17 protein-coding genes are annotated in these 19493 nt (G+C 37.9%); 1 reads left to right on the plus strand and 16 read right to left on the minus strand.

Features of this window, described 5'->3' with window-relative positions; all coding sequences use genetic code 11:
- Positions 1–6: 6 nt before the first annotated feature.
- From DOK81_RS01695 to DOK81_RS01760, 14 genes are all read right to left on the minus strand, one after another.
- Complete coding sequence (locus tag DOK81_RS01695) at positions 7–867, minus strand: ABC transporter permease subunit (RefSeq protein ID WP_206907591.1); 861 nt, start codon at positions 865–867, stop codon at positions 7–9.
- Positions 868–993: 126 nt separating this feature from the next.
- Positions 994–2013 carry a LacI family DNA-binding transcriptional regulator gene (locus DOK81_RS01700; RefSeq protein ID WP_206907516.1) on the minus strand — a complete coding sequence of 340 codons (1020 nt, stop codon included), beginning with the start codon at positions 2011–2013 and terminating at the stop codon, positions 994–996.
- A 174-nt stretch (positions 2014–2187) separates the two neighbouring features.
- Positions 2188–4305 (minus strand): glycoside hydrolase family 3 N-terminal domain-containing protein, encoded by a 2118-nt coding sequence (locus DOK81_RS01705; RefSeq protein WP_206907517.1) that lies wholly within the window; start codon positions 4303–4305, stop codon positions 2188–2190.
- Between the two features lie 12 nt (positions 4306–4317).
- Positions 4318–5745: a 6-phospho-beta-glucosidase gene (locus tag DOK81_RS01710; RefSeq protein ID WP_206907520.1), complete on the minus strand. Its 1428-nt coding sequence runs from the start codon at positions 5743–5745 to the stop codon at positions 4318–4320.
- Positions 5746–5921: 176 nt separating this feature from the next.
- On the minus strand, positions 5922–6647 hold the full coding sequence (locus DOK81_RS01715) for a MurR/RpiR family transcriptional regulator (protein WP_206907521.1): 726 nt from the start codon (positions 6645–6647) through the stop codon (positions 5922–5924).
- A 361-nt stretch (positions 6648–7008) separates the two neighbouring features.
- Positions 7009–7878, minus strand: coding sequence for a class II fructose-bisphosphate aldolase (locus DOK81_RS01720; protein ID WP_206899643.1), 870 nt, complete (start codon positions 7876–7878; stop codon positions 7009–7011).
- A 338-nt stretch (positions 7879–8216) separates the two neighbouring features.
- Positions 8217–9827 (minus strand): CTP synthase, encoded by a 1611-nt coding sequence (locus DOK81_RS01725; RefSeq protein ID WP_206907523.1) that lies wholly within the window; start codon positions 9825–9827, stop codon positions 8217–8219.
- 373 nt (positions 9828–10200) lie between these two features.
- Complete coding sequence (glnA, locus tag DOK81_RS01730) at positions 10201–11541, minus strand: type I glutamate--ammonia ligase (RefSeq protein WP_206907525.1); 1341 nt, start codon at positions 11539–11541, stop codon at positions 10201–10203.
- Between the two features lie 40 nt (positions 11542–11581).
- Positions 11582–11974: a MerR family transcriptional regulator gene (locus DOK81_RS01735; RefSeq protein WP_067480287.1), complete on the minus strand. Its 393-nt coding sequence runs from the start codon at positions 11972–11974 to the stop codon at positions 11582–11584.
- 159 nt (positions 11975–12133) lie between these two features.
- Positions 12134–13387: a methionine gamma-lyase family protein gene (locus DOK81_RS01740; RefSeq protein WP_206907527.1), complete on the minus strand. Its 1254-nt coding sequence runs from the start codon at positions 13385–13387 to the stop codon at positions 12134–12136.
- Entirely contained in the window at positions 13371–14624 is a 1254-nt protein-coding gene (hflX, locus tag DOK81_RS01745; protein ID WP_206907528.1) for a GTPase HflX, read from the minus strand. Before hflX ends, DOK81_RS01740 begins: the two co-directional genes overlap by 17 nt.
- On the minus strand, positions 14621–15550 hold the full coding sequence (gene miaA, locus DOK81_RS01750; RefSeq protein ID WP_206907530.1) for a tRNA (adenosine(37)-N6)-dimethylallyltransferase MiaA: 930 nt from the start codon (positions 15548–15550) through the stop codon (positions 14621–14623). The genes hflX and miaA overlap by 4 nt, the downstream gene beginning before the upstream one ends.
- A 7-nt stretch (positions 15551–15557) precedes the next feature.
- Complete coding sequence (locus tag DOK81_RS01755; protein WP_206907532.1) at positions 15558–16289, minus strand: glycerophosphodiester phosphodiesterase; 732 nt, start codon at positions 16287–16289, stop codon at positions 15558–15560.
- Between the two features lie 280 nt (positions 16290–16569).
- A complete protein-coding gene (locus DOK81_RS01760; protein WP_206899630.1) occupies positions 16570–17097 on the minus strand; it encodes a hypothetical protein in 528 nt (175 codons plus the stop codon).
- 183 nt (positions 17098–17280) lie between these two features.
- Here DOK81_RS01760 and clpP point away from each other — a divergent pair, with 183 nt between their 5' ends.
- Positions 17281–17874 (plus strand): ATP-dependent Clp endopeptidase proteolytic subunit ClpP, encoded by a 594-nt coding sequence (gene clpP, locus DOK81_RS01765; protein ID WP_067480270.1) that lies wholly within the window; start codon positions 17281–17283, stop codon positions 17872–17874.
- Positions 17875–18133: 259 nt separating this feature from the next.
- On the opposite strand, the gene DOK81_RS01770 is transcribed toward clpP, so the two are convergent.
- Complete coding sequence (locus DOK81_RS01770; RefSeq protein WP_206907534.1) at positions 18134–18712, minus strand: TetR/AcrR family transcriptional regulator; 579 nt, start codon at positions 18710–18712, stop codon at positions 18134–18136.
- A 32-nt stretch (positions 18713–18744) separates the two neighbouring features.
- Positions 18745–19485, minus strand: coding sequence for an oxygen-insensitive NADPH nitroreductase (gene nfsA, locus DOK81_RS01775; protein WP_206907536.1), 741 nt, complete (start codon positions 19483–19485; stop codon positions 18745–18747).
- Between the last annotated feature and the right edge of the window lie 8 nt (positions 19486–19493).

Consider the following 19493-nt stretch of genomic DNA (forward strand, 5'->3'; position numbering starts at 1 on the left):
CCTTTCTTATAAAACTGACTGATTATCGTTTAATTTCTTAGTAACGATATTCGTTGCAACTAGCAAAATAACTGAAATGATTGAAATCCCTAATCCAACAGCCGTTGCGTAAGAAAAATCCCCCTGCATCAAACCAACGCGATAAACATACGAATTGATTACTTCTGCTTTAGGTTGGTTTTGTGAGTTCATTAAAACCAATGTCTGGTCTAAATTCGAATTAAATAAACCGCTTACACTAAGGATCAAGTTTAACGAAATAATATTTCGGATCATGGGAATCGTAATACTCCATATTTGGCTCATTCGAGTGGCGCCATCCATTTTTGCTGCTTCATAATATGTGGGATCAATTCGTGACATCGTCGCAAGGTACAAAATCGTTCCCCACCCGGCTTCTTTCCAAACATCAGATAAAGAAGCGATCCACCAGTATTTTCCCGCATCTAACATATGGTTTTGTTTCGCTTGGATACCAATAAAATTCAAAAGCTCATTGATCATTCCGTTGGAAGAAAACCAAGTAATCAACATTCCCCCGAGTATGATCCAAGAAAGAAAGTGTGGTAAGTAAGAAATCGTTTGGATCGTCCGTTTAAAGACGCTATCTCTTAATTCATAAATCATCACTGCTATAATAATCGGTAAGACAAAACCAAAAGCTAGTTTTAAGCCACTGATTCCTAACGTATTGACTACTGATTGCCAGAAATATTTATCTGCCATAATAATTTTAAAGTTTTCAAGACCCACCCATTGTGCACTTTCAATCGTATCAATCACTGTATAATTTTTAAAAGCAATCACTAATCCGTAGATGGGAATAAAGCTGAATATAATCATGTAGACAATACCTGGAATCGCCATCGATTGTAGTTGCCACTGACGGCCAAAATTTCGAAACCATTTCTTAATACGAACGCCCAGTGCTGGTTTTATTTTTGCTTCCAACTGATTTTCCTCCTCATTGTTTTTCCTTTTCAATTTATTACGCTAACTTTTGCATTTTTTACGCAACTCCTTCGCTGTTTCTCTGGGAATCAACTGGCAGTCTAGGCTTTTATTCTCACCAGTTTTTTGGTTATCAATCAAATGTAGTAGTTCAATAACTGCTTGACGTCCCTGCTCACGAATGGGATTTTGAATCGTCGATATCTTTGGGTTGAAATAGCGAAGTAATTCGATATCATCGAACCCAATCACACTAAAATCTTCTGGAACTGACATCGCTAAACTTTCAATTGCTTTGATCACGCCGATTGCACTCAAATCATTCCCAGCAATCCATGCTGTGGGCCAGCTATTTTTTTCTTGCGTGTTTAAGTACTGTGTCATATTGTTAAAGCTAGCTTTTTCTTCAAATAAACCTGGGATGATCCATTGTTCGTTAATCACCAAGCCAGCTTCATTCATTGTCTCTTCAAAGCCTAAATAACGTTCGTCACTATCATAGACACCTGGATGTCCAGGTAAAAAACCAATTTTTTGATGTCCTTTTTCAATTAAATGCTGTGTCGCTAATTTCCCAGCCTTTCGAGAAGAAAAGACCACACTACTGATACTTTGGTCCTCAATTTCTCGATCCATAAAAACTGCTTTGATCCCTTCTGACTGAATCGTACCTAGTGCTTCATCATCAATCAGGTCTTCAAATCCGATAAACCCATCAACCATATTTCCTAACAGATGCGAACTGAGCACTTTTTTGTCAGAAGAAATGATCACATTCACACCATACTGATGTTTTTCTGCTTCCTTCACGATTGCTTCAATCAATGTACTAAAGTAAGGACCGATAATCGTATGCGTATAAAAACCGATCATATTCGTGTGCTTCGCTTTTAGATTTTTGCCAAATAAGTTCGGTGTATAATGCAGTTTTTTAGCCGCAGTCAGGACTTTTTCTTTTGTTTTTGGCGTTACCACGTCCACATTATTCAATGCTTTTGAAACAGTCGCAATCGAGACATTTGCTTCTTGAGCAACTTCACGAATAGTTATTCGTTCTTTCATAACTCCCTCCAAATAAAAACGTTTTTATTTTTCTTAAATAAGTAAAGAAGTCTTTTTTACATTCACATCATAAATAAAAACGTTTTCAAAAACAATAACTTGTCCAATTGATGGTTTTCGTTTCTCTCTTTTGAAAAAAAAGTCATAGTGGTACAAGCTGTACCACTATGAAAATTAGGTTAAGAAAAATCGACTTTCTGCCACAATATTTGCTACACTTTCCCCTAAAAATAAACGAAATCCTCCTGATTCAATCGTTCTCTTTAAATCTACATGGCTATAGGCCAATTCAACTGGTGAAACTACAAACTCAACTTTCTTTGTTTCACCTGCAGCTAGTTCGATTTTTTTCCACTTCAAAAGTTCGATTTTTGGTCGAATAACTTCGGTAACCTCATCTTGAAAGTAAAGTTGTGGTAATGCCCACCCTTTGATCTGAGAAATGTTCATAACTTCAAAACTTACTGTCAGTTCTTCCTCTTTCGCCAACGTGTCATTTGAAAGGATAAAATTCTTATATTGAAACTCACTATAAGACAGCCCATGACCGAAACAGTACAGTGGCTGATTCTCTTCATCCACGTAGCGCGAAATATATTTTTCCTGATAATTTTCCTTTGTTTGAGGTCGTCCAGTCGACATTTCTTGATAAGAATAAGGTAGTTGCCCGACACTACGAGGAAAACTCATTGGTAGATGTGCTGTAAAATTTTCTGCTCCACTGAGAAGCATCGCCAATGCCTCTCCTGTTTGGTTACCTAAAAACCAAGCAGAAACAACTGCATCTACTTTTTCAACAACGTCCGTCAAAACCAATGGTCGTCCACTAAAAGTCACTAAAATCTTATCAATCTCATATGTCGCTAATAAATCGATCAGTTCGAGTTCTATCGCTTTTAATTTTAAATCGGCACGACTTGCAGCCTCACCTGATTCTTCGCTCTTCTCCCCAACTGCGATGATCACTTTATCAGTCGTTCGAATTGCTTGCTCGATTGCTTTTTTGTCAAGCTGGTCAGTCACTGAAATATGCTGGAGTTCCGAAAATTGCTGTTTGACCCCATCAGCAAACGAAAGGGCATTTTTTGAATCACCAATCCATGACCATGCACCAAGCACATCTTGTGTTGTTGCTTTCGTGCCGATCAATAAAATTTTTTCTGTTTTTTCTAAAGGTAGGACGCCATTATTTTTCAAAAGAACAGCAGAATTAATAGCTGCTTGATAACTTAATTTTTTTAATTCAGATAAATTAGTGGTAACATCCAACCCGCGGTATGGATTTTCAAATAAGCCTAACTCGTTCTTCAACGTCAAGATACGCCAAACTGCTTCATCTAAATTTTTTAATTGCTCGTTTGTTTCAATCATTTCCGCAAGCTCATTTAAATAACAACCCGTCATCATATCTATATCGACGGTTGCCTCAAAGGCTTTCTTTGCTGCTTCATGTAGATTTTCAGCTACACGATGATTCTTCAACTCAGCAATTGCTGCCCAATCTGAAATTACGACACCATCAAACCCCAATTCATCTCGCAAAACTCCTTTGATCAGTTCTCGATTTCCCGTTACAGGTACCCCATGTAAGCTATTGAATGATGTCATAACCATTTTTACACCATTCGTAATGGCTCCTTCAAAAGCAGGCAGATAGTTTTGATGCAACTCAACATCAGAAAAATCTACAGTGTTATAATCCCGACCACCTTCAGCAGCGCCGTAGCCGACGAAATGCTTCACACAAGCCGCTATATGATATGGTTCTGTTGCCAAATCTGTTCCTTGGTACCCTTTGACATAAGCTTTTGTTAACGTGCGAGAAAGTCTCGGATCTTCACCATTACTTTCTAACACGCGTCCCCAACGGGGATCTTTGACATAATCTGCCATTGGAGAAAAAGTGACGTGAATGCCTTCACTGGCTGCTTCTGCGGCGGATGCTTTTGCTACTTTTTCAATTAATTCAGGATCAAAACTACTAGCTAATGCTAACGGAATCGGAAAAATCGTTTCATAACCATGAATAACATCTGCCATAAACAATAAAGGAATCTGATGTGGACTATGTGCTAAATAATCTTCTTGAATTTTTCTAACTTCTGTTCCTCGATGGGTACCTAAAATAGACCCTACTTGATAAAGCTGGTCTGTCCCCATTGACCACTCCACCATTGGACCAGTAATTTCTCCTTGATTCCCAAAGAAATTAGGTGTTATTTGAACCAACTGACCAATTTTTTCAGCTAAACTTAACTTGTCCATTACTTTTCTTAGTTCGTGAGTGTCCATGATATACTCCTTCTATTGATGTTCTTGAATCAATTTTTGATACCAAGCAAAAGAATCTTTTTTCAAACGAGTTAAACGCCCATTGCCTTCATTGTCTTTGTCCACATAAATCATACCGTAGCGTTTTTCCATTTCACCAGAACCAAAGCTGACTAAGTCAATGATTCCCCAAGGTGTATACCCAAGTAAATCCACCCCATCGACATGTACAGCCAGATTCATTTGGTCAATGTGTTTTTGCAAATAGTCAATCCGATACGTATCATGGACTTGCCCCTCCTCTAATTGGTCGTAGGCCCCGAAACCATTTTCAACAATGAAAAGAGGTAAATTATAACGTTCGTATACAACATTCAAAATATAACGCAACCCAACTGGATCAATTTGCCAACCCCAATCACTTGCCTGAACATAAGGATTTCGAACTATTTTTGCTTCTGGAAAATCAGTAATATTTTCTCCATCAATTTCTGGTAAAGTCGTTACTGCACCAGACATATAATAGCTAAAGCCAATATAATCAACTGTTCCTTCTTTCAACGCTTGTAATTCCTCATCGGTAATTTCGATTTGATACCCTTTTTCTTCCCAATATTTTTTGGCATAAGTAGGAATAATACCACGAGCATGAATATCAGAATAAAAGAAGCGACGCTCCATTACTTTGACGGACGCCATTAAATCTTCTGGATTGCAAGAGTATGGATAAACAGGAACGTAAGCCATCATACAGCCAATTTGAAACTCCGGATTAATTTTATGTCCTAATTGAACCACTTTGGCACTGGCAATCAATTCATTTAAACCAGCTTGAAAAGTTAATTCTTCTTTATTTTCATCCACCTGAAAAAGCATGGCAGAATTGGTCCAAGTGTGTAGCTCATGTTGCCCGTCTGCCTGATTATTGATTTCGTTAAAGGTCATCCAATACTTCACTTTTTTCTGGTAACGTGTCATGACTGTTTCCGCATAATGAACAAAAAAATCAATTAACTTTTTGTTTTTGAATCCACCATATACTTCATGTAAATGATAAGGAATTTCAAAATGTGATAAAGTAATCACCGGTTCAATCCCATTTCTCAATAATTCATCAAACAAATCATCATAAAATTGTAACCCTGCTTCATTAGGTTCTTCCTCATCTCCATTCGGAAAAATTCTTGTCCAATTGATCGATGTCCGAAACACGTTTAATCCTAATTCTTTAAACAAAGAAATATCTTCTTTGTAACGATGATAAAAGTCAATTGCTTCATGATTGGGATAATTCTTACCAAGTTTCACACCCTTCGTAATTTCTCGTGCAACACCATTGGCGCCAGCTGTCATCACATCAGCAATACTGACCCCTTTACCGTCAACGTTCCAAGCACCTTCGATTTGATGAGCTGCTACTGCGCCACCCCATAAAAAATCTTTTGGAAATTTATTTGTCATTATTGGTCACCTCAATTATTTAATGCCCTCAGTATAATTAGGAAGTCAGCCTTACTCAATGCTTATACGGAATTCCGGCATAAAATCCAATAAATAGAAAAAAACACCATCATGGTACGCTATGTACCAAAACGGTGTTTCCTAAAACGCCATGTACCTAAAAATAGTGAAATTTTTTAGTCAAATTGTTGAAGACGATCTGCAAGTTGTTCAATCAAAAAAATACAAGGTATCTGACTGGTCAAATCTTCATGTTTTTTTACTCGACGAACATCCACGTGATAATCCAGCACATAATCAGACATTCGACTCAAGGTCGAATTGATATCTGAAGTAATCGCAATCGTCAAACAATCATCTTGATTCCGGAAGCCATTCACTACTTCCACTACTTCATTTGTCATTCCTGAAACAGATAAGGTCACTAGCACATTGTCACTCGTATTTTGCAGTTTTGATTTAATTGGATAAGTTGGGTCAATCAATGGGTAACTGTTATACCCCATCAAAGCAAAACGGCGGGCTGCGTATTCACAAATCGAACCCGATGCGCCCATACCAAAAAAAATAATATTCTCACAATATTGGATTTTCTCCACAACTTGATTTAATTTACTTTCAATATCTTTGCGAAAACTATCACGGCTCAAAATTGTCAAAGCTGCATTAAAGTCCTCTCCTTCTATCACACTTGTGCTAAACTGACTGCGGAATTCAGTATAACTTTCATACCCCAGCTTACGAATCAAACGCATCACCGAAGATGCTGAAGTATGCGATTCTTGCGCAATATCTCGTACGCGCATATACGGAACTTTATCCACATTGCTACTCATATAATGATAAATTGCTTGATCAGTATCAGACAAAGCATTAAAATCAATATTCCCAAAAAAACTCATTTGTTCTCCCCCTAGTTGCAGCTCAATTCAAATTTGCCCACTTATTTCTATTTTTATCAAAAAAGCGATTACAAAACTTATTCTAGAACAAAATAACTCATAATAGCTAGCAAATCAAGTAAGGGATTTTTTCAAATGATCGACAACAAAACTCTCCAGTTCTTTTGCTAAGCAAGTCAAAAAAAGCTGAGACCTTTTAGATGAATCTAGCTTTAGCTTTTAATCAATTGAAAAACTTTCTCTGACACCAGCTCTTCATTGTCAAATCTGGAGAAACAAACATTTTTAGCAGACAAAAAAAGGGTGAGACAAAACAAATCTGTTTTGTCTCACCCTTTTCATCAGTCAACAAAGGAAGTAATTAAGCTTTGTTTGCTGAACCGAACCAGTCAATATGAGATTCTGCATCTTTAACGATTGCAGCTTTACCTGGTGCTAATAATTTACGAGGGTCAAATCCTTTACCTTCGCGGTCTTTACCAGCTTCGATATATTCACGAGTAGCAGCAGCAAATGATAATTGGAATTCAGTATTAACATTAACTTTTGAGATACCCATTGAGATAGCTTTTTCGATTTGGTCTTGAGGAATACCTGATCCGCCGTGTAATACTAAAGGCATATCTGGACCTACAGCATCAGCGATTGCTTGTAAGTGATCAAATGCTAATCCGTTCCAGTTTTCTGGGTATTGACCGTGGATGTTACCGATACCACATGCTAAGTAGTCGATACCTGTAGCAACCATTTGTTTACATTCTTCAATGTCAGCTAATTCGCCGTTACCGATGATTCCGTCTTCTTCTCCGCCGATTGAACCAACTTCACATTCTACAGAGATTCCTTTAGCGTGAGCTCTTTCAACAACGTCTTTAGCTAATTTCAAGTTTTCTTCGAATGGTAAATGAGAACCATCGAACATAACTGAAGTATAGCCGATTTCGATACATTCTAAAGCTGCATCGTAGTCACCATGGTCTAAGTGGATAGCAACTGGAACAGTGATGTTCATTGCTTCAACTAAATCAGTGATTAAATCTTTACATACTTTGTAACCACCCATGTATTTAGCTGCACCCATTGAAGTTTGGATAAGTACTGGTGCTTGTTTAGCTTCAGCTGCTTCAAGAATAGCTTGAGTCCATTCTAAGTTGTTTGTGTTGAATCCGCCGACAGCGTAACCGCCTTTACGAGCAGCTTTTAAAAATTCAGCTCCTGATACTACTGGCATAATAAAATTCCTCCTAAGTTTTGTAAAAACTAAATTTGTTAAGACAATTCTTAACCAACGACCTTATTTTACCAAACATTGTGGTACTTTTCTACTAAAATCACCGAAAATGAAAATTTTCAACAAGTTTTTTGTAAAAAAGAAACACAATCACAGATCATAACTAGACAAAAATACCGTTTTATTATGTTTTTCTTCCCCATTTAATAACAAAAGAACAAATAGAAAAAATCATTCTTTTTTCATAAATCCTCATTTGCTTCACTTAATCCCTACTTCCGACTCTTTCCGCAAAAAAACAGAGTAGTTTATAAAAGCTACTCTGTTTGATCTGTTTTTTATTTTGATTCGCGATCAGTTAACGCAGCACCAACAAATGCTTTAATAAGTTTTTGTGGACGATTTGGTCGTGAAATCAACTCTGGATGGAATTGGCAACCAACAAAGAATTTCTTCTCAGGAATTTCAACGATTTCAACCAAGCGATTGTCTGGTGAAACACCAGAGAAGACCAATCCTTGTTCTTCAAACATTTCACGGTATTGGTTGTTGAATTCATAACGGTGACGGTGACGTTCTTGAACGACATCTGCCTCTTCATACGCTGTTGCTGTTTTCGTTCCTTTTTTGATTTTACATGGATATAAGCCCAAACGAAGTGTTCCACCAAGGTTCTCAACGTTTTCTTGATCAGCCATCAAATCAATGATGTTGTTTTGTGCATCAGGATTTGTTTCAGCTGAAGCCGCGTCAGGAAGACCGACGACGTTACGTGCAAATTCAACGCAAGCCATTTGCATCCCCAAGCAAATACCTAAAAATGGAATATCATTTTCTCTGGCAAAACGGATTGCTTCAATTTTCCCTTCAACACCGCGGTCACCAAATCCACCAGGAACTAAGATTCCGTCAGCATCTTTCAAGCGTTCTGCAACATTTTCTTCCGTTAATTCTTGTGCCTTGATCCAATCCAATTCAATATCCGCATCATAAGCAAATCCTGAATGTTTCAATGCTTCTACCACTGAGATATAAGCATCAGGTAGCTCAACATATTTACCAACTAAAGCAATACGCACTTTTTTCTTCAAGTTCAAGACACGTTCTTCTAGTTCTTTCCATTCCGTCATGTCTGCTTCTGGTGTTTCAAGTTTCAAGTGTTCACAAACAATTCGATCCATTCCTTGTTTTTGTAACAATAATGGAATGGAATATAAAGTGTCTACATCAGGTGATTCAATCACTGCTTCTGGTTCAACGTCACAAAATTGTGCTAATTTATTTTTTACGCTTTGTGAAACAGGTTGCTCCGTACGAACAACTAAAATATTTGGTTGGATTCCCAAACCACGTAATTCTTTCACACTGTGCTGTGTTGGTTTTGTTTTCATTTCACCGGCAGCTTTTAAATAAGGAATCAATGTTGTATGCACATACATTACGTTGTCTGCACCAACATCTGCTTTCATTTGGCGCAAAGCTTCCAAAAATGGTAATGATTCGATATCGCCCACTGTTCCGCCAACTTCAGTGATGATCACATCAGAGTCCGTTAATTTTGCGGCACGCATGATTTTTTCTTTGATTTCGTTTGTGATATGTGGAATCACTTGGACAGTTGCCCCTAGGTACTCCCCTTTACGTTCTTTACGCAATACTTCAGAATAGATTTTTCCTGTGGTAACGTTGGAGTATTTGTTCAAATTGATGTCGATAAAACGTTCATAGTGACCTAAGTCTAAGTCTGTTTCCGCACCATCATCTGTTACAAATACTTCTCCATGTTGATAAGGACTCATTGTTCCTGGATCAACATTGATGTACGGGTCAAATTTTTGGATAGTTACCTTTAGGCCACGATTTTTCAACAAGCGACCCAATGAAGCTGCTACGATTCCTTTACCAATCGAAGATACAACGCCGCCAGTTACAAAAATGTATTTTGTCATAAATTCAAAAACTCCTTCTTGTTTTATCTGCAGGAAAAGTCCCAGAAAAAAATAAAGAAAGCTCCCTATTCTTCTAACAAGAATAGGGAGCTGAAATTTCTGTAAACTTCTGACCCTTTAAAAGGGTGCCCAAGGAGTATAATACAAGCTCCAGAATCGAAAGTCAAGACATCAATTTGATGATTGCGATTTCAAAAAAATTGTTGGTGCTGGATGCATTCTAGACAATATAGCAAAACTTCAGTTAGAATATTTCAACAATTTTTTTCTTAATTTGTCCTAGAAAAATAAACTTGCGGGAAGCAAAAAACAAGGAGTAAAGAAAAAACACAGAAGACAAAAGAATGTCTTCTGTGTTTTCTGCTTTTTCGAATTAATAAAGTTCTAAATATTGTTCTCTTTCCCACTCAGAAACTGTTTGACGGAAAGCTGCCCATTCCAAGCGTTTCGCTTCAACAAAGTTTGAGAAGATGTGTTGACCTAGTGCATCAATCATTACTTCGTCTTTACGTAATTCTTTAATTGCATTGTGGATTGTTGAAGGTAAATCTTGGATTTGTGCGGCTTCACGTTCTTCTTCATTCATCACATAGATATTACGGTCAACTGCGTCTGGTGGTGTCAATTCATGACGGATACCGTCTAATCCAGCCTGTAATAATACAGCCATTGCCAAGTAAGGATTTGCAGATGGATCAACTGAACGTAATTCTAAACGAGTGGATACACCACGCGATTCAGGAACTCGAACTAATGGTGAACGATTATGTCCACTCCATGCAACGTAAACAGGTGCTTCATATCCAGGAACTAGACGTTTGTATGAGTTCACTGTTGGGTTGCAAACAGCTGTGTAAGCACGCGCATGATGCAACAATCCACCTAAAAAGTGATAAGCTGTTTGGCTTAATTCTAATTCACCATCTTTATCATAAAAAGCGTTGCCGTCCTCATTGAACAAGGACATATTACAATGCATCCCTGAACCATTGATTCCATATAATGGTTTTGGCATGAAGGTTGCGTGTAGGCCATGTTTTCTAGCAATTGTTTTGACAACTAGTTTGAATGTTTGAATATTGTCACAAGCATCTACGACATCTGCATATTTAAAGTCAATCTCATGTTGTCCTGGCGCAACTTCATGGTGAGAAGCTTCGACTTCAAACCCTAAACTCTCCAGTTCCAAAACGATATCACGACGACAATTTTCACCTAAATCCGTTGGGGCAAAATCAAAGTAACCACCTTTATCATTTAATGTCGTAGTAATTCCGCCATCTTCATCAAGTTTGAATAAGAAAAATTCAGGTTCTGGACCTAAATTGAAAGAGGTAAAACCAAGTTCTTTCATATCTGACAACGCACGTTTTAAGTTTCCACGAGGGTCGCCAGCAAATGGTGTTCCATCTGGATTGTAAATATCACAAATTAAACGTGCAACTTTTCCATGCGCACTCTCCCATGGGAAAATCATCCAAGTTGAAAGATCTGGATACAAATACATATCGCTTTCTTCAATTCGAACAAATCCTTCGATCGAAGAACCATCAAACATCATTTTATTTTCTAAGACCTTGTCGATTTGACTTACTGGAACTTCAACATTTTTGATTGTTCCTAAAATATCTGTGAACATTAGACGTAAAAAGCGTACGTTTTCTTCCTCAATAATTCGTTTGATTTCTTCGCCAGTGATTTGTTTCTTTACCATGGTATCCCTCTTTCTCTTTCATTTTTGTTTTTTATTTTATTCAGTCATAGAATTGATGTTGCATTCCTTGCGACTGATAGTGCCCCGTTTTACTTAGTCCACCTTGTGACAGCATTTCATCACGAAAGATTTGACGGACATCATGATCGGTCAATGGTCGTTTTTTCTTGGCTTCTTTTTTCTTCGCCTGCGCCATTTCATATACCCGTTTGATTCCTGCCATATTCAGACCATCCGAAAGATAATCTTTGATTTCCAACAATGTATCAATATCATTTAACGAATACATACGACGATTTCCTTCGCTACGTTCAGGATGAACAAGTTCTTGCTCTTCATAATAACGAATCTGTCTCGCAGTTAAATCAGTCAATTTCATAACTGTACCAATTGGAAAAACTGACATTGAGCGCCGTAATTCCTTTTCTCCCATCAGACGTCTCCTTTCGTTTTCTAAGTTGAGAAAAGTGTACCAATTTATTTTTTACTTGTCAACGATTCATGTAAGGTTTTCTAACATGAAAGATAAATTTTTTTCTGTACAAAAAAAATGAGCTCTTTCTTTGCTAGAAAAAGCGCATCATTTGATTATTTATTGATGATAAACAGCATTCACCGCGTGAGAAACTGCAATTTTTACGTGTTCAAAGGTCAATCCACCTTGAATATACAGAGCATAAGGTTCTCTCAAAGGACCATCAGCACTTAATTCGATACTCGCACCTTGGACAAAAGTACCTGCTGCCATAATAATATCATCTTCATATCCAGCCATGTATGAGGGAATCGGTGCAACAAATGAATCGATTGGTGAAAATTTTTGGATTGCTTGGCAAAAGGTGACCATGGCTTTTGCATTTTCCATTTCAACTAATTGGATCAAATCCGTTCGTGGCTCGTCCCAACGTGGTGTCGAACGCAGTTGATAACTTTCCAATAAAGCGGCTGTAAAGACTGCACCTTGAATCGCTTGACTAACTACGTGTGGTGCTAGGAAAAAACCTTGTAACATATCGTAAACATTTCCCAACATTGCGCCACCTTCTGCACCAACACCTGGTGTAGTCAAACGATAAGCTGCACGTTCAACAAACTCTTTTTTTCCAGCAATATAACCACCTGTTTTTGCAATTCCACCACCAGGATTCTTGATCAATGACCCAGCAATGAGATCCGCACCAATTTGAGTTGGCTCCATTAATTCAGCAAATTCTCCATAACAATTATCGACAAAAATAACCACATTTGGATCAATTTCATGTACAAAAGTGCACATCTCTTTGATCTTTTCAATCGTAAAAGATGGACGCGTAGCATATCCTCGCGAACGTTGAATCGCAACCACTTTTGTTTTGCTTGTCATTTTTTTTCGTACTTGTTCAAAGTCTACTTCTCCATTTGCTTGCAAGTCAACATGGTCGTATCCAATTCCGTATTCTTTAAACGAACCAATCCCGTTGCCGGCAACACCGATGACTTCCAACAAAGTATCATAAGGAGTTCCTGTAATATAAAGTAAATCATCACCTGGACGTAGCACCCCAAAAAGTGCTGTCGCAATTGCGTGTGTGCCAGAAACGATTTGGGGACGAACAAGCGCTGCTTCTGCTCCAAACACTTGAGCATACACAGCTTCCAGAACATCGCGACCTAAATCATCATTTCCATAACCAGTTGATGGCAAGAAATGTGTCTCTGATACTTGTTGGTCTCGAAATGCTGCTAACACTTTTGCCTGATTCGTTAATGCTACTTCTCGAACCTCAGCTAATCGCTTAGCAACCTTTTGATCCACTTCATCTATTTTTTCAACTAATTCAGGCGCTAACTCAGCTGTCCAACTCATCTGTCATTCTCCTTTTCCATTTCGAAGTACTCTTTGCAAATCCTCTGACTTCATAGCTATTCTTTTCTTCAATAAATTCTTCACTTAACACCAAGGTTTGTCGCTTGATTTCACTTAGCTGTTGTCCTGCATCACTTGGCAACAAAAGTGTATAGGGAGTCAATAGTTCCATGATTTCTCGTTTGATTGCTTCTGTCAATTCTTGTTTTCCCGACTGACTTTTGGCTGATATCAAACGATTCGGGAACAATGTGGGTGTAAAGGTTCCACGATTAACTTGGTCTGCTTTATTATAAATGGTCAAGATTGGTATGTCTTTCATCTTAAGTTCATCCATTAATTTCAGAACCGTTTGTTCCTGTAAAATTCGTTCAGGTGCACTAGCATCCACGACATGTAGAAGTAAATCCATATTTTGACTTTCTTCTAAAGTTGAATGAAATGCATCAATCAGCTGGGTTGGCAAATCTTGAATAAAACCAACAGTATCTGTCATTGTCACTTCAAATCCTTCAGGAAAATGCCATTTTTTCGTCAATGGATCAAGTGTTGCAAATAACTGATCCTTTGAATACGTATCTGCTTGGGTCAATAGATTTAAAATCGTTGATTTTCCAGCATTCGTGTAACCAATCAGACCAATTTGAAAAATCTCATTATTTTTTCGCTGTTGCCGATTACGCTCGCGATGTGCTTCAACTTCTTTCAGTTCACGTTTGACTGCATAGATTTTGTTGCGAATATGGCGACGATCCGTTTCCAGTTTTGTTTCACCAGGCCCTCTTGTTCCAATTCCCCCGCCTAAACGAGACAAAGTCTTCCCTTGCCCCACCAATCGTGGCAACAAATATTCAAGCTGTGCCAGCTCTACTTGCAGTTTGCCTTCTCTTGAACGTGCGCGCATCGCAAAAATATCTAAAATCAATTGTACTCGGTCGATAACCGGTAATCCTACGGTATCCGAAATGATTTGACTTTGTCGTGGCGTTAGCTCATGGTTAAAAATGATTAAATCTGCTTCATAAGCAGTTGCTTGCTGGACTAATTCTTCTAATTTTCCTTTACCAATCAATGTTTGGCGATCAACTTGCGGTCTTTTTTGTGTAAGCGAAAAAACCACTTCTCCTGCTGCAGTTTTCGTCAGTTGAATCAATTCTTTCATTGATTCTGCAAAATAATGTTGATTTTTTTCCGTTTCAACCCCGACAACCACCACTTTTTCTTTCTCTTCAATCATTGTGATTCCTCCAGCCATTTTTGAATTTCCGTTTCAATTACTTGTTGTTCCTCAGGCTGCTCTATTAAATCAAACCACTGAGCAGTTAGTCGATTTCTAAACCAAGTAAGTTGTCGTTTTGCATAGCGTCTGGAATTTTGTTTGATTTGTTCTACGACTTCTGCTAAAGAACCCTGTCCGTTAAAATAAGGAAAAAATTCTTTGTACCCAATTCCTTGACTTGCTTGTGTATCACCTAATTGATAAACAAAATGTGCCTCATCCTCCAAACCAGCTTTTAGCATCAGATCCACTCGTAAATTGATTCGTTCATAAAGCTTCTCCCGGTTGGTATCCAAGCCAATCATGTAATAATCGTATAATTGTTTTGGTTGTTCTTTTGGGGCAGTAATGCTGAATCCAGTTGTTTCTAAAACTTCCAGTGCCCGGACAACTTTTCGCTGATTGTTCCAATGAATTTTTTCTGCAGCTTCTGGATCTTTTTCTTTAAGCATCCTCCACAAAGCTTCTTTTCCATATTCGTCAGCAAATGTTTCGTATTTTTGGCGAACTAGTTTGGTTTCATCTTGTTGCTTATCTGCAGCACCCAATTGATAATCATAAAGTAAAGACTGGATATACAATCCTGTGCCCCCTGCAATAATTGGCAAATGACCTCTAGCCGTGATTTCAGTAATCAATTGTCTAGCAGACTGCTGAAAATCAGCAACTGAGTAATGTTGCGTCGGCTCGATCACATCAATCAAATGATGTGGTACGCCAGCCATTTCTTTTTTGGTGACCTTCGCTGTTCCAATGTCTAGTTTTTGGTACACTTGCAAGGAATCACCACTAATGATTTCCCCATTAAATTTTTTTGCTAATTCAATGCTCAAAGCTGTTTTACCAACAGCCGTTGGGCCAACAATTACTAATACTTTTTTCATAAGCATCCTACTTTTTCATAAATTGTTTCAGGCGAATGGCTCTCTCAGGATAATCAGTAATAATTCCTGTCACTCCAAGTCCATAGCACCAATTGATTTCTTCTTCTGTATTGATCGTCCATGGTCGAATAGGTTTATCAAACATTCCTACTTGTCCAGATTGTTCTTGCAACCAAGTCTTTTTGGGATGAACACCTTCGATAAATTCGTTTTCCTTTGCGTACATGATTTTATTTTTTGAAGTCCCTGTTAAAACATCTAATTGAACACCGGGTTCTAGTTTCGCCATGCGCTCTAGAGAAGCAAGGTTGAAACTGCAATACCCATGTTCAAACGGCCAAGACTGTTGCAACAAGGCAGAAACTTTATCCTCAATTTGAGGATATTCATACTTATCTGTCTTTAATTCGATCATTAATACACCGCGGTAGTTTTTTTGGAGCAAAAGGTTCAGTACCTCTTTTAAAGTTGGCACTTTTGCCGCAGAAAAATCTTTGCTAAACCAACTACCGGCGTTCAACTTTTTGATTTCTTCCAACGTTTTTTCGCGAAGTAATCCTTTACCATTTGTTGTTCGATCCACTTCTTCATCATGCATCACAACTATTTGGCCATCTGCACTAAGATGAACGTCTAACTCGATTCCATCTGAACCAACACGAACTGCTTCGGCAAATGCTGGCAATGTATTTTCAGGATGTGTTCCGCTACTCCCGCGATGTGCGTAAATCTGTACCATATTCATTCACTCCAATCGAGTACTATTGTAACATATGGAAGAAGTTCTAGCTCAAGCACTGACCCTAGCTGAACAAGGAACAAGTACTTCAAAGAACTCTCGCTGTTTTTATATAGCTACGCATTTTTTCGATTTTTTACTTTAAAAAGCTCACAAATAAATTTGTTGCTAAACGCATCCATCATACCAAGCTGAACCAATCTTTTAAGAAAGATTTTCTATCTGCAACAAAAAAGAACCCTGACTCTCGTCAAGGTTCTGCTGCTCATTGATTTTCTAGTTAGCTCCACACGTCATCTTTTGAAAAGAAACCGATTGGTTGTTTCGTCAGATTTTTTAATTGTAGTTTTTTCTCGTTGATCATCTCAGTCAAATTATCACTAAAGTTTTCTAAAATGACACGACCACCTTTATACGCATATCCACCTACTTTCATTGTTTCATCAGGTGAAAGAATTACTTTTCGATGGGCAATTGTTTTGAACAATTCATCTAAAATATAGTTAGGTAAATAAAAATTATTTTGTGTCGCATATGATTGCAAATAAGCAAAATCGTCAATCGTGATGTAGCAGTCATCAAATGCGTCAAAGCTGACATACTCTTCCATTAGAGTGGAACGTTTTTGCAAAATCTCATTGATTTTCTTATTCAATTGATTCAACGTTTCAATTTCTTTGACCTTTAGTTCTAATTCACGTCGACGTGTTTCTTTATTTTCTAAATGGCGCATCTGGATCGCCATGCCAAGATAGACAACCACTGCACCCAAAAGAACGCCGATAAAACCTATGATTCCCACTTCCAAATCTATTGCTCCTCCTTGTTTCTGTTCTCTTTTTATCATAACATAAAGAAGTCTTTCTTCGACCAATTTGTCGAAGTTTTTTCATTTGACCTTTGTTGACCAAAAAGGTATACTTCTTCTTAGGTATTTAAGAACACTTTGTGTTACACTAACTTTGAAAGAATTTTAAGGAGGAAATTTAGAATGAATTTAATTCCTACAGTTATCGAACAATCATCTCGTGGTGAAAGAGCCTACGATATTTATTCTCGTCTATTAAAAGACCGTATCATCATGTTGAGTGGACAAGTAACAGATGATCTTGCAAATTCGATCATTGCACAATTGCTTTTCCTTGATGCTCAAGACTCTGAAAAAGATATTTATCTTTATATCAACTCTCCAGGTGGATCTGTGACAGCAGGTATGGCCATTTATGACACAATGAACTTTGTCAAAGCAGATGTCCAAACAATCGTTATGGGGATGGCTGCTTCAATGGGTAGCTTCTTACTAACCGCTGGTACAAAAGGCAAACGTTTTGCTTTGCCAAATGCAGAAATCATGATTCACCAACCACTTGGTGGCGCACAAGGTCAAGCAACTGAAATTGAAATTGCTGCACGCCACATTTTACAAACTCGTGAACGCTTAAACAAAATCTTAGCTGAACGTACAGGTCAACCACTTGAAGTCATCGAAAAAGATACTGATCGTGACAATTATATGACTGCTCAGCAAGCAAAAGATTATGGCTTGATCGACGAAGTAATGGAAAACAACTCTGCTTTGAAGTAAACGGCTAACAGACCAGCACAATTTAACTTTGATCAGTGATAGAATTTCTTATAATTGAAAAGACACAAAAAGAACCAGCCTTATCGTTAATAAGGCTGGTTCTTTTTTAGATAAATTTTTTCCTAAACACTTGATCTGAAGTGATATTTCTCTTGCTCCGTATTTTTCGGGCTACTTTTCTTTATATAAGAGCGTTTCGGTGACATTCGTTATTAACAGTCTGGCAAGAAAATGATTCACTCACACATTGCATGCTCACTCAAAAAGCTGCCATGGCATTTGCTACGATCGTTTTCGCCATTTCTTCACTTTGAACAGACGCATTTAATGTTCGCAAGCCATAATAACTCGTTAGAAACATCGTTGTTAATTCTGTTGCAGTTTTAGCTGTGTTTAATTCCTTCTCATCTATACTACGTTGAATTTCCATCTGGATTTTTTGCCCTAGTACATCCACATGTTTTTTGGTCCAGTGAACAACGGCTTCATCCGTTTTTCCCCGTTCTATAGCTGCATTGATCAGGTAGCATCCTTGTCTTTGATCGCCAAAATCCACCGCTACTGCCCAATTCAATAAATTTTCTAACCGTTGCTTGAGCGCGATTGGCTGCGACAAGAGCGCAATTTGTTCTTCCAACCAAAGTTCATGGTAATATTTCAGCGTTTCAACATATAGTGCATGTTTAGTTTCAAACGCGTTGTAAAAACTACCTTTGCCGACTCCGATTTTCCGACATAAATGATCAGTGGAACATGCCTCATACCCACGTGCCCAAAATTCATTCATCGCCTTTTCAATTAATTCTTCTTCGCTACATTTTCTTGGTCTTCCTGTCATAAAAAGAGTCACCTACCATTTCTGATCAAAATTTATTTTTTAGCCATGCCTTGTTGATTTAGGAAAGGTTTCGTTTCCGTTCTTGGTAATCTTTTTAGACTACTTAAGACACTTTCAGCCCAAGAATGTTTTTTAGCGCCACCTGTTCGATGGGCATAATAATTTTTTGTTTGTTCTTCATATTCATCCACTACTCGGTCTGTCTCATTATTGTATTTATTGACATGATAAATACCTGTAATCGGCATTCTAGGCTTCAAGTCATTTCGTACTTTAGGATAACCGATAACTAATCCAAAGATTGGGAAAACATATTCTGGTAATTCCAGCATTTCAGAAATTTCTACGATGGCGTCACGGATTCCCCCAATGTAACATACGCCCATCCCCATTGATTCTGCTGCTATTGTCATGTTTTGGGCAGCTAAGCTCGCATCTACCGTCCCTACTAAAGTAGCATCTATTCCTTCGAGTGTCAGTTGAATATCAACATTCCTTTTTTTAGCTAATTTATTTAGTCTTTGCATATCTGCGCAAAAGATAAAAAAGTGACTGCCTTCAGCAATAAATGGTTGGTTGCCCGCTAATCGAGCAATTTTTCTTTTGAGCTCTTCCTCTTCGATTCCGATAATCGAATATGCTTGCAAAAAACTGGATGAGGAAGCTGCTTGAGCAGAAAGAATCAATTCTTTCACTTGCGCCTCTGACATTTTTTTATCTGAAAATTGTCGAACAGAAACATGCTTTTGTAATAAATCAATGGTTTCATTCATACTAATTC

This window comes from Enterococcus sp. DIV0660C (assembly GCF_017316125.1).
Classification (GTDB): Bacteria; Bacillota; Bacilli; order Lactobacillales; family Enterococcaceae; genus Enterococcus_B.

Bases quoted from the DNA above. Each gene is read 5' to 3' on its own strand.
- DOK81_RS01740 (WP_206907527.1), bottom strand. From the start codon at position 13,387: ATGAGTTGGACAGCTGAGTTAGCGCCTGAATTAGTTGAAAAAATAGAT.
- DOK81_RS01700 (WP_206907516.1), bottom strand. From the start codon at position 2,013: ATGAAAGAACGAATAACTATTCGTGAAGTTGCTCAAGAAGCAAATGTC.
- DOK81_RS01755 (WP_206907532.1), bottom strand. From the start codon at position 16,289: ATGGTACAGATTTACGCACATCGCGGGAGTAGCGGAACACATCCTGAA.
- DOK81_RS01710 (WP_206907520.1), bottom strand. From the start codon at position 5,745: ATGACAAATAAATTTCCAAAAGATTTTTTATGGGGTGGCGCAGTAGCA.
- DOK81_RS01770 (WP_206907534.1), bottom strand. From the start codon at position 18,712: ATGACAGGAAGACCAAGAAAATGTAGCGAAGAAGAATTAATTGAAAAG.
- DOK81_RS01705 (WP_206907517.1), bottom strand. From the start codon at position 4,305: ATGGACACTCACGAACTAAGAAAAGTAATGGACAAGTTAAGTTTAGCT.
- clpP (WP_067480270.1), top strand. From the start codon at position 17,281: ATGAATTTAATTCCTACAGTTATCGAACAATCATCTCGTGGTGAAAGA.
- DOK81_RS01715 (WP_206907521.1), bottom strand. From the start codon at position 6,647: ATGAGTTTTTTTGGGAATATTGATTTTAATGCTTTGTCTGATACTGAT.
- hflX (WP_206907528.1), bottom strand. From the start codon at position 14,624: ATGATTGAAGAGAAAGAAAAAGTGGTGGTTGTCGGGGTTGAAACGGAA.
- DOK81_RS01720 (WP_206899643.1), bottom strand. From the start codon at position 7,878: ATGCCAGTAGTATCAGGAGCTGAATTTTTAAAAGCTGCTCGTAAAGGC.
- glnA (WP_206907525.1), bottom strand. From the start codon at position 11,541: ATGGTAAAGAAACAAATCACTGGCGAAGAAATCAAACGAATTATTGAG.
- DOK81_RS01695 (WP_206907591.1), bottom strand. From the start codon at position 867: ATGGCGATTCCAGGTATTGTCTACATGATTATATTCAGCTTTATTCCC.
- nfsA (WP_206907536.1), bottom strand. From the start codon at position 19,485: ATGAATGAAACCATTGATTTATTACAAAAGCATGTTTCTGTTCGACAA.
- DOK81_RS01725 (WP_206907523.1), bottom strand. From the start codon at position 9,827: ATGACAAAATACATTTTTGTAACTGGCGGCGTTGTATCTTCGATTGGT.
- miaA (WP_206907530.1), bottom strand. From the start codon at position 15,550: ATGAAAAAAGTATTAGTAATTGTTGGCCCAACGGCTGTTGGTAAAACA.
- DOK81_RS01735 (WP_067480287.1), bottom strand. From the start codon at position 11,974: ATGGGAGAAAAGGAATTACGGCGCTCAATGTCAGTTTTTCCAATTGGT.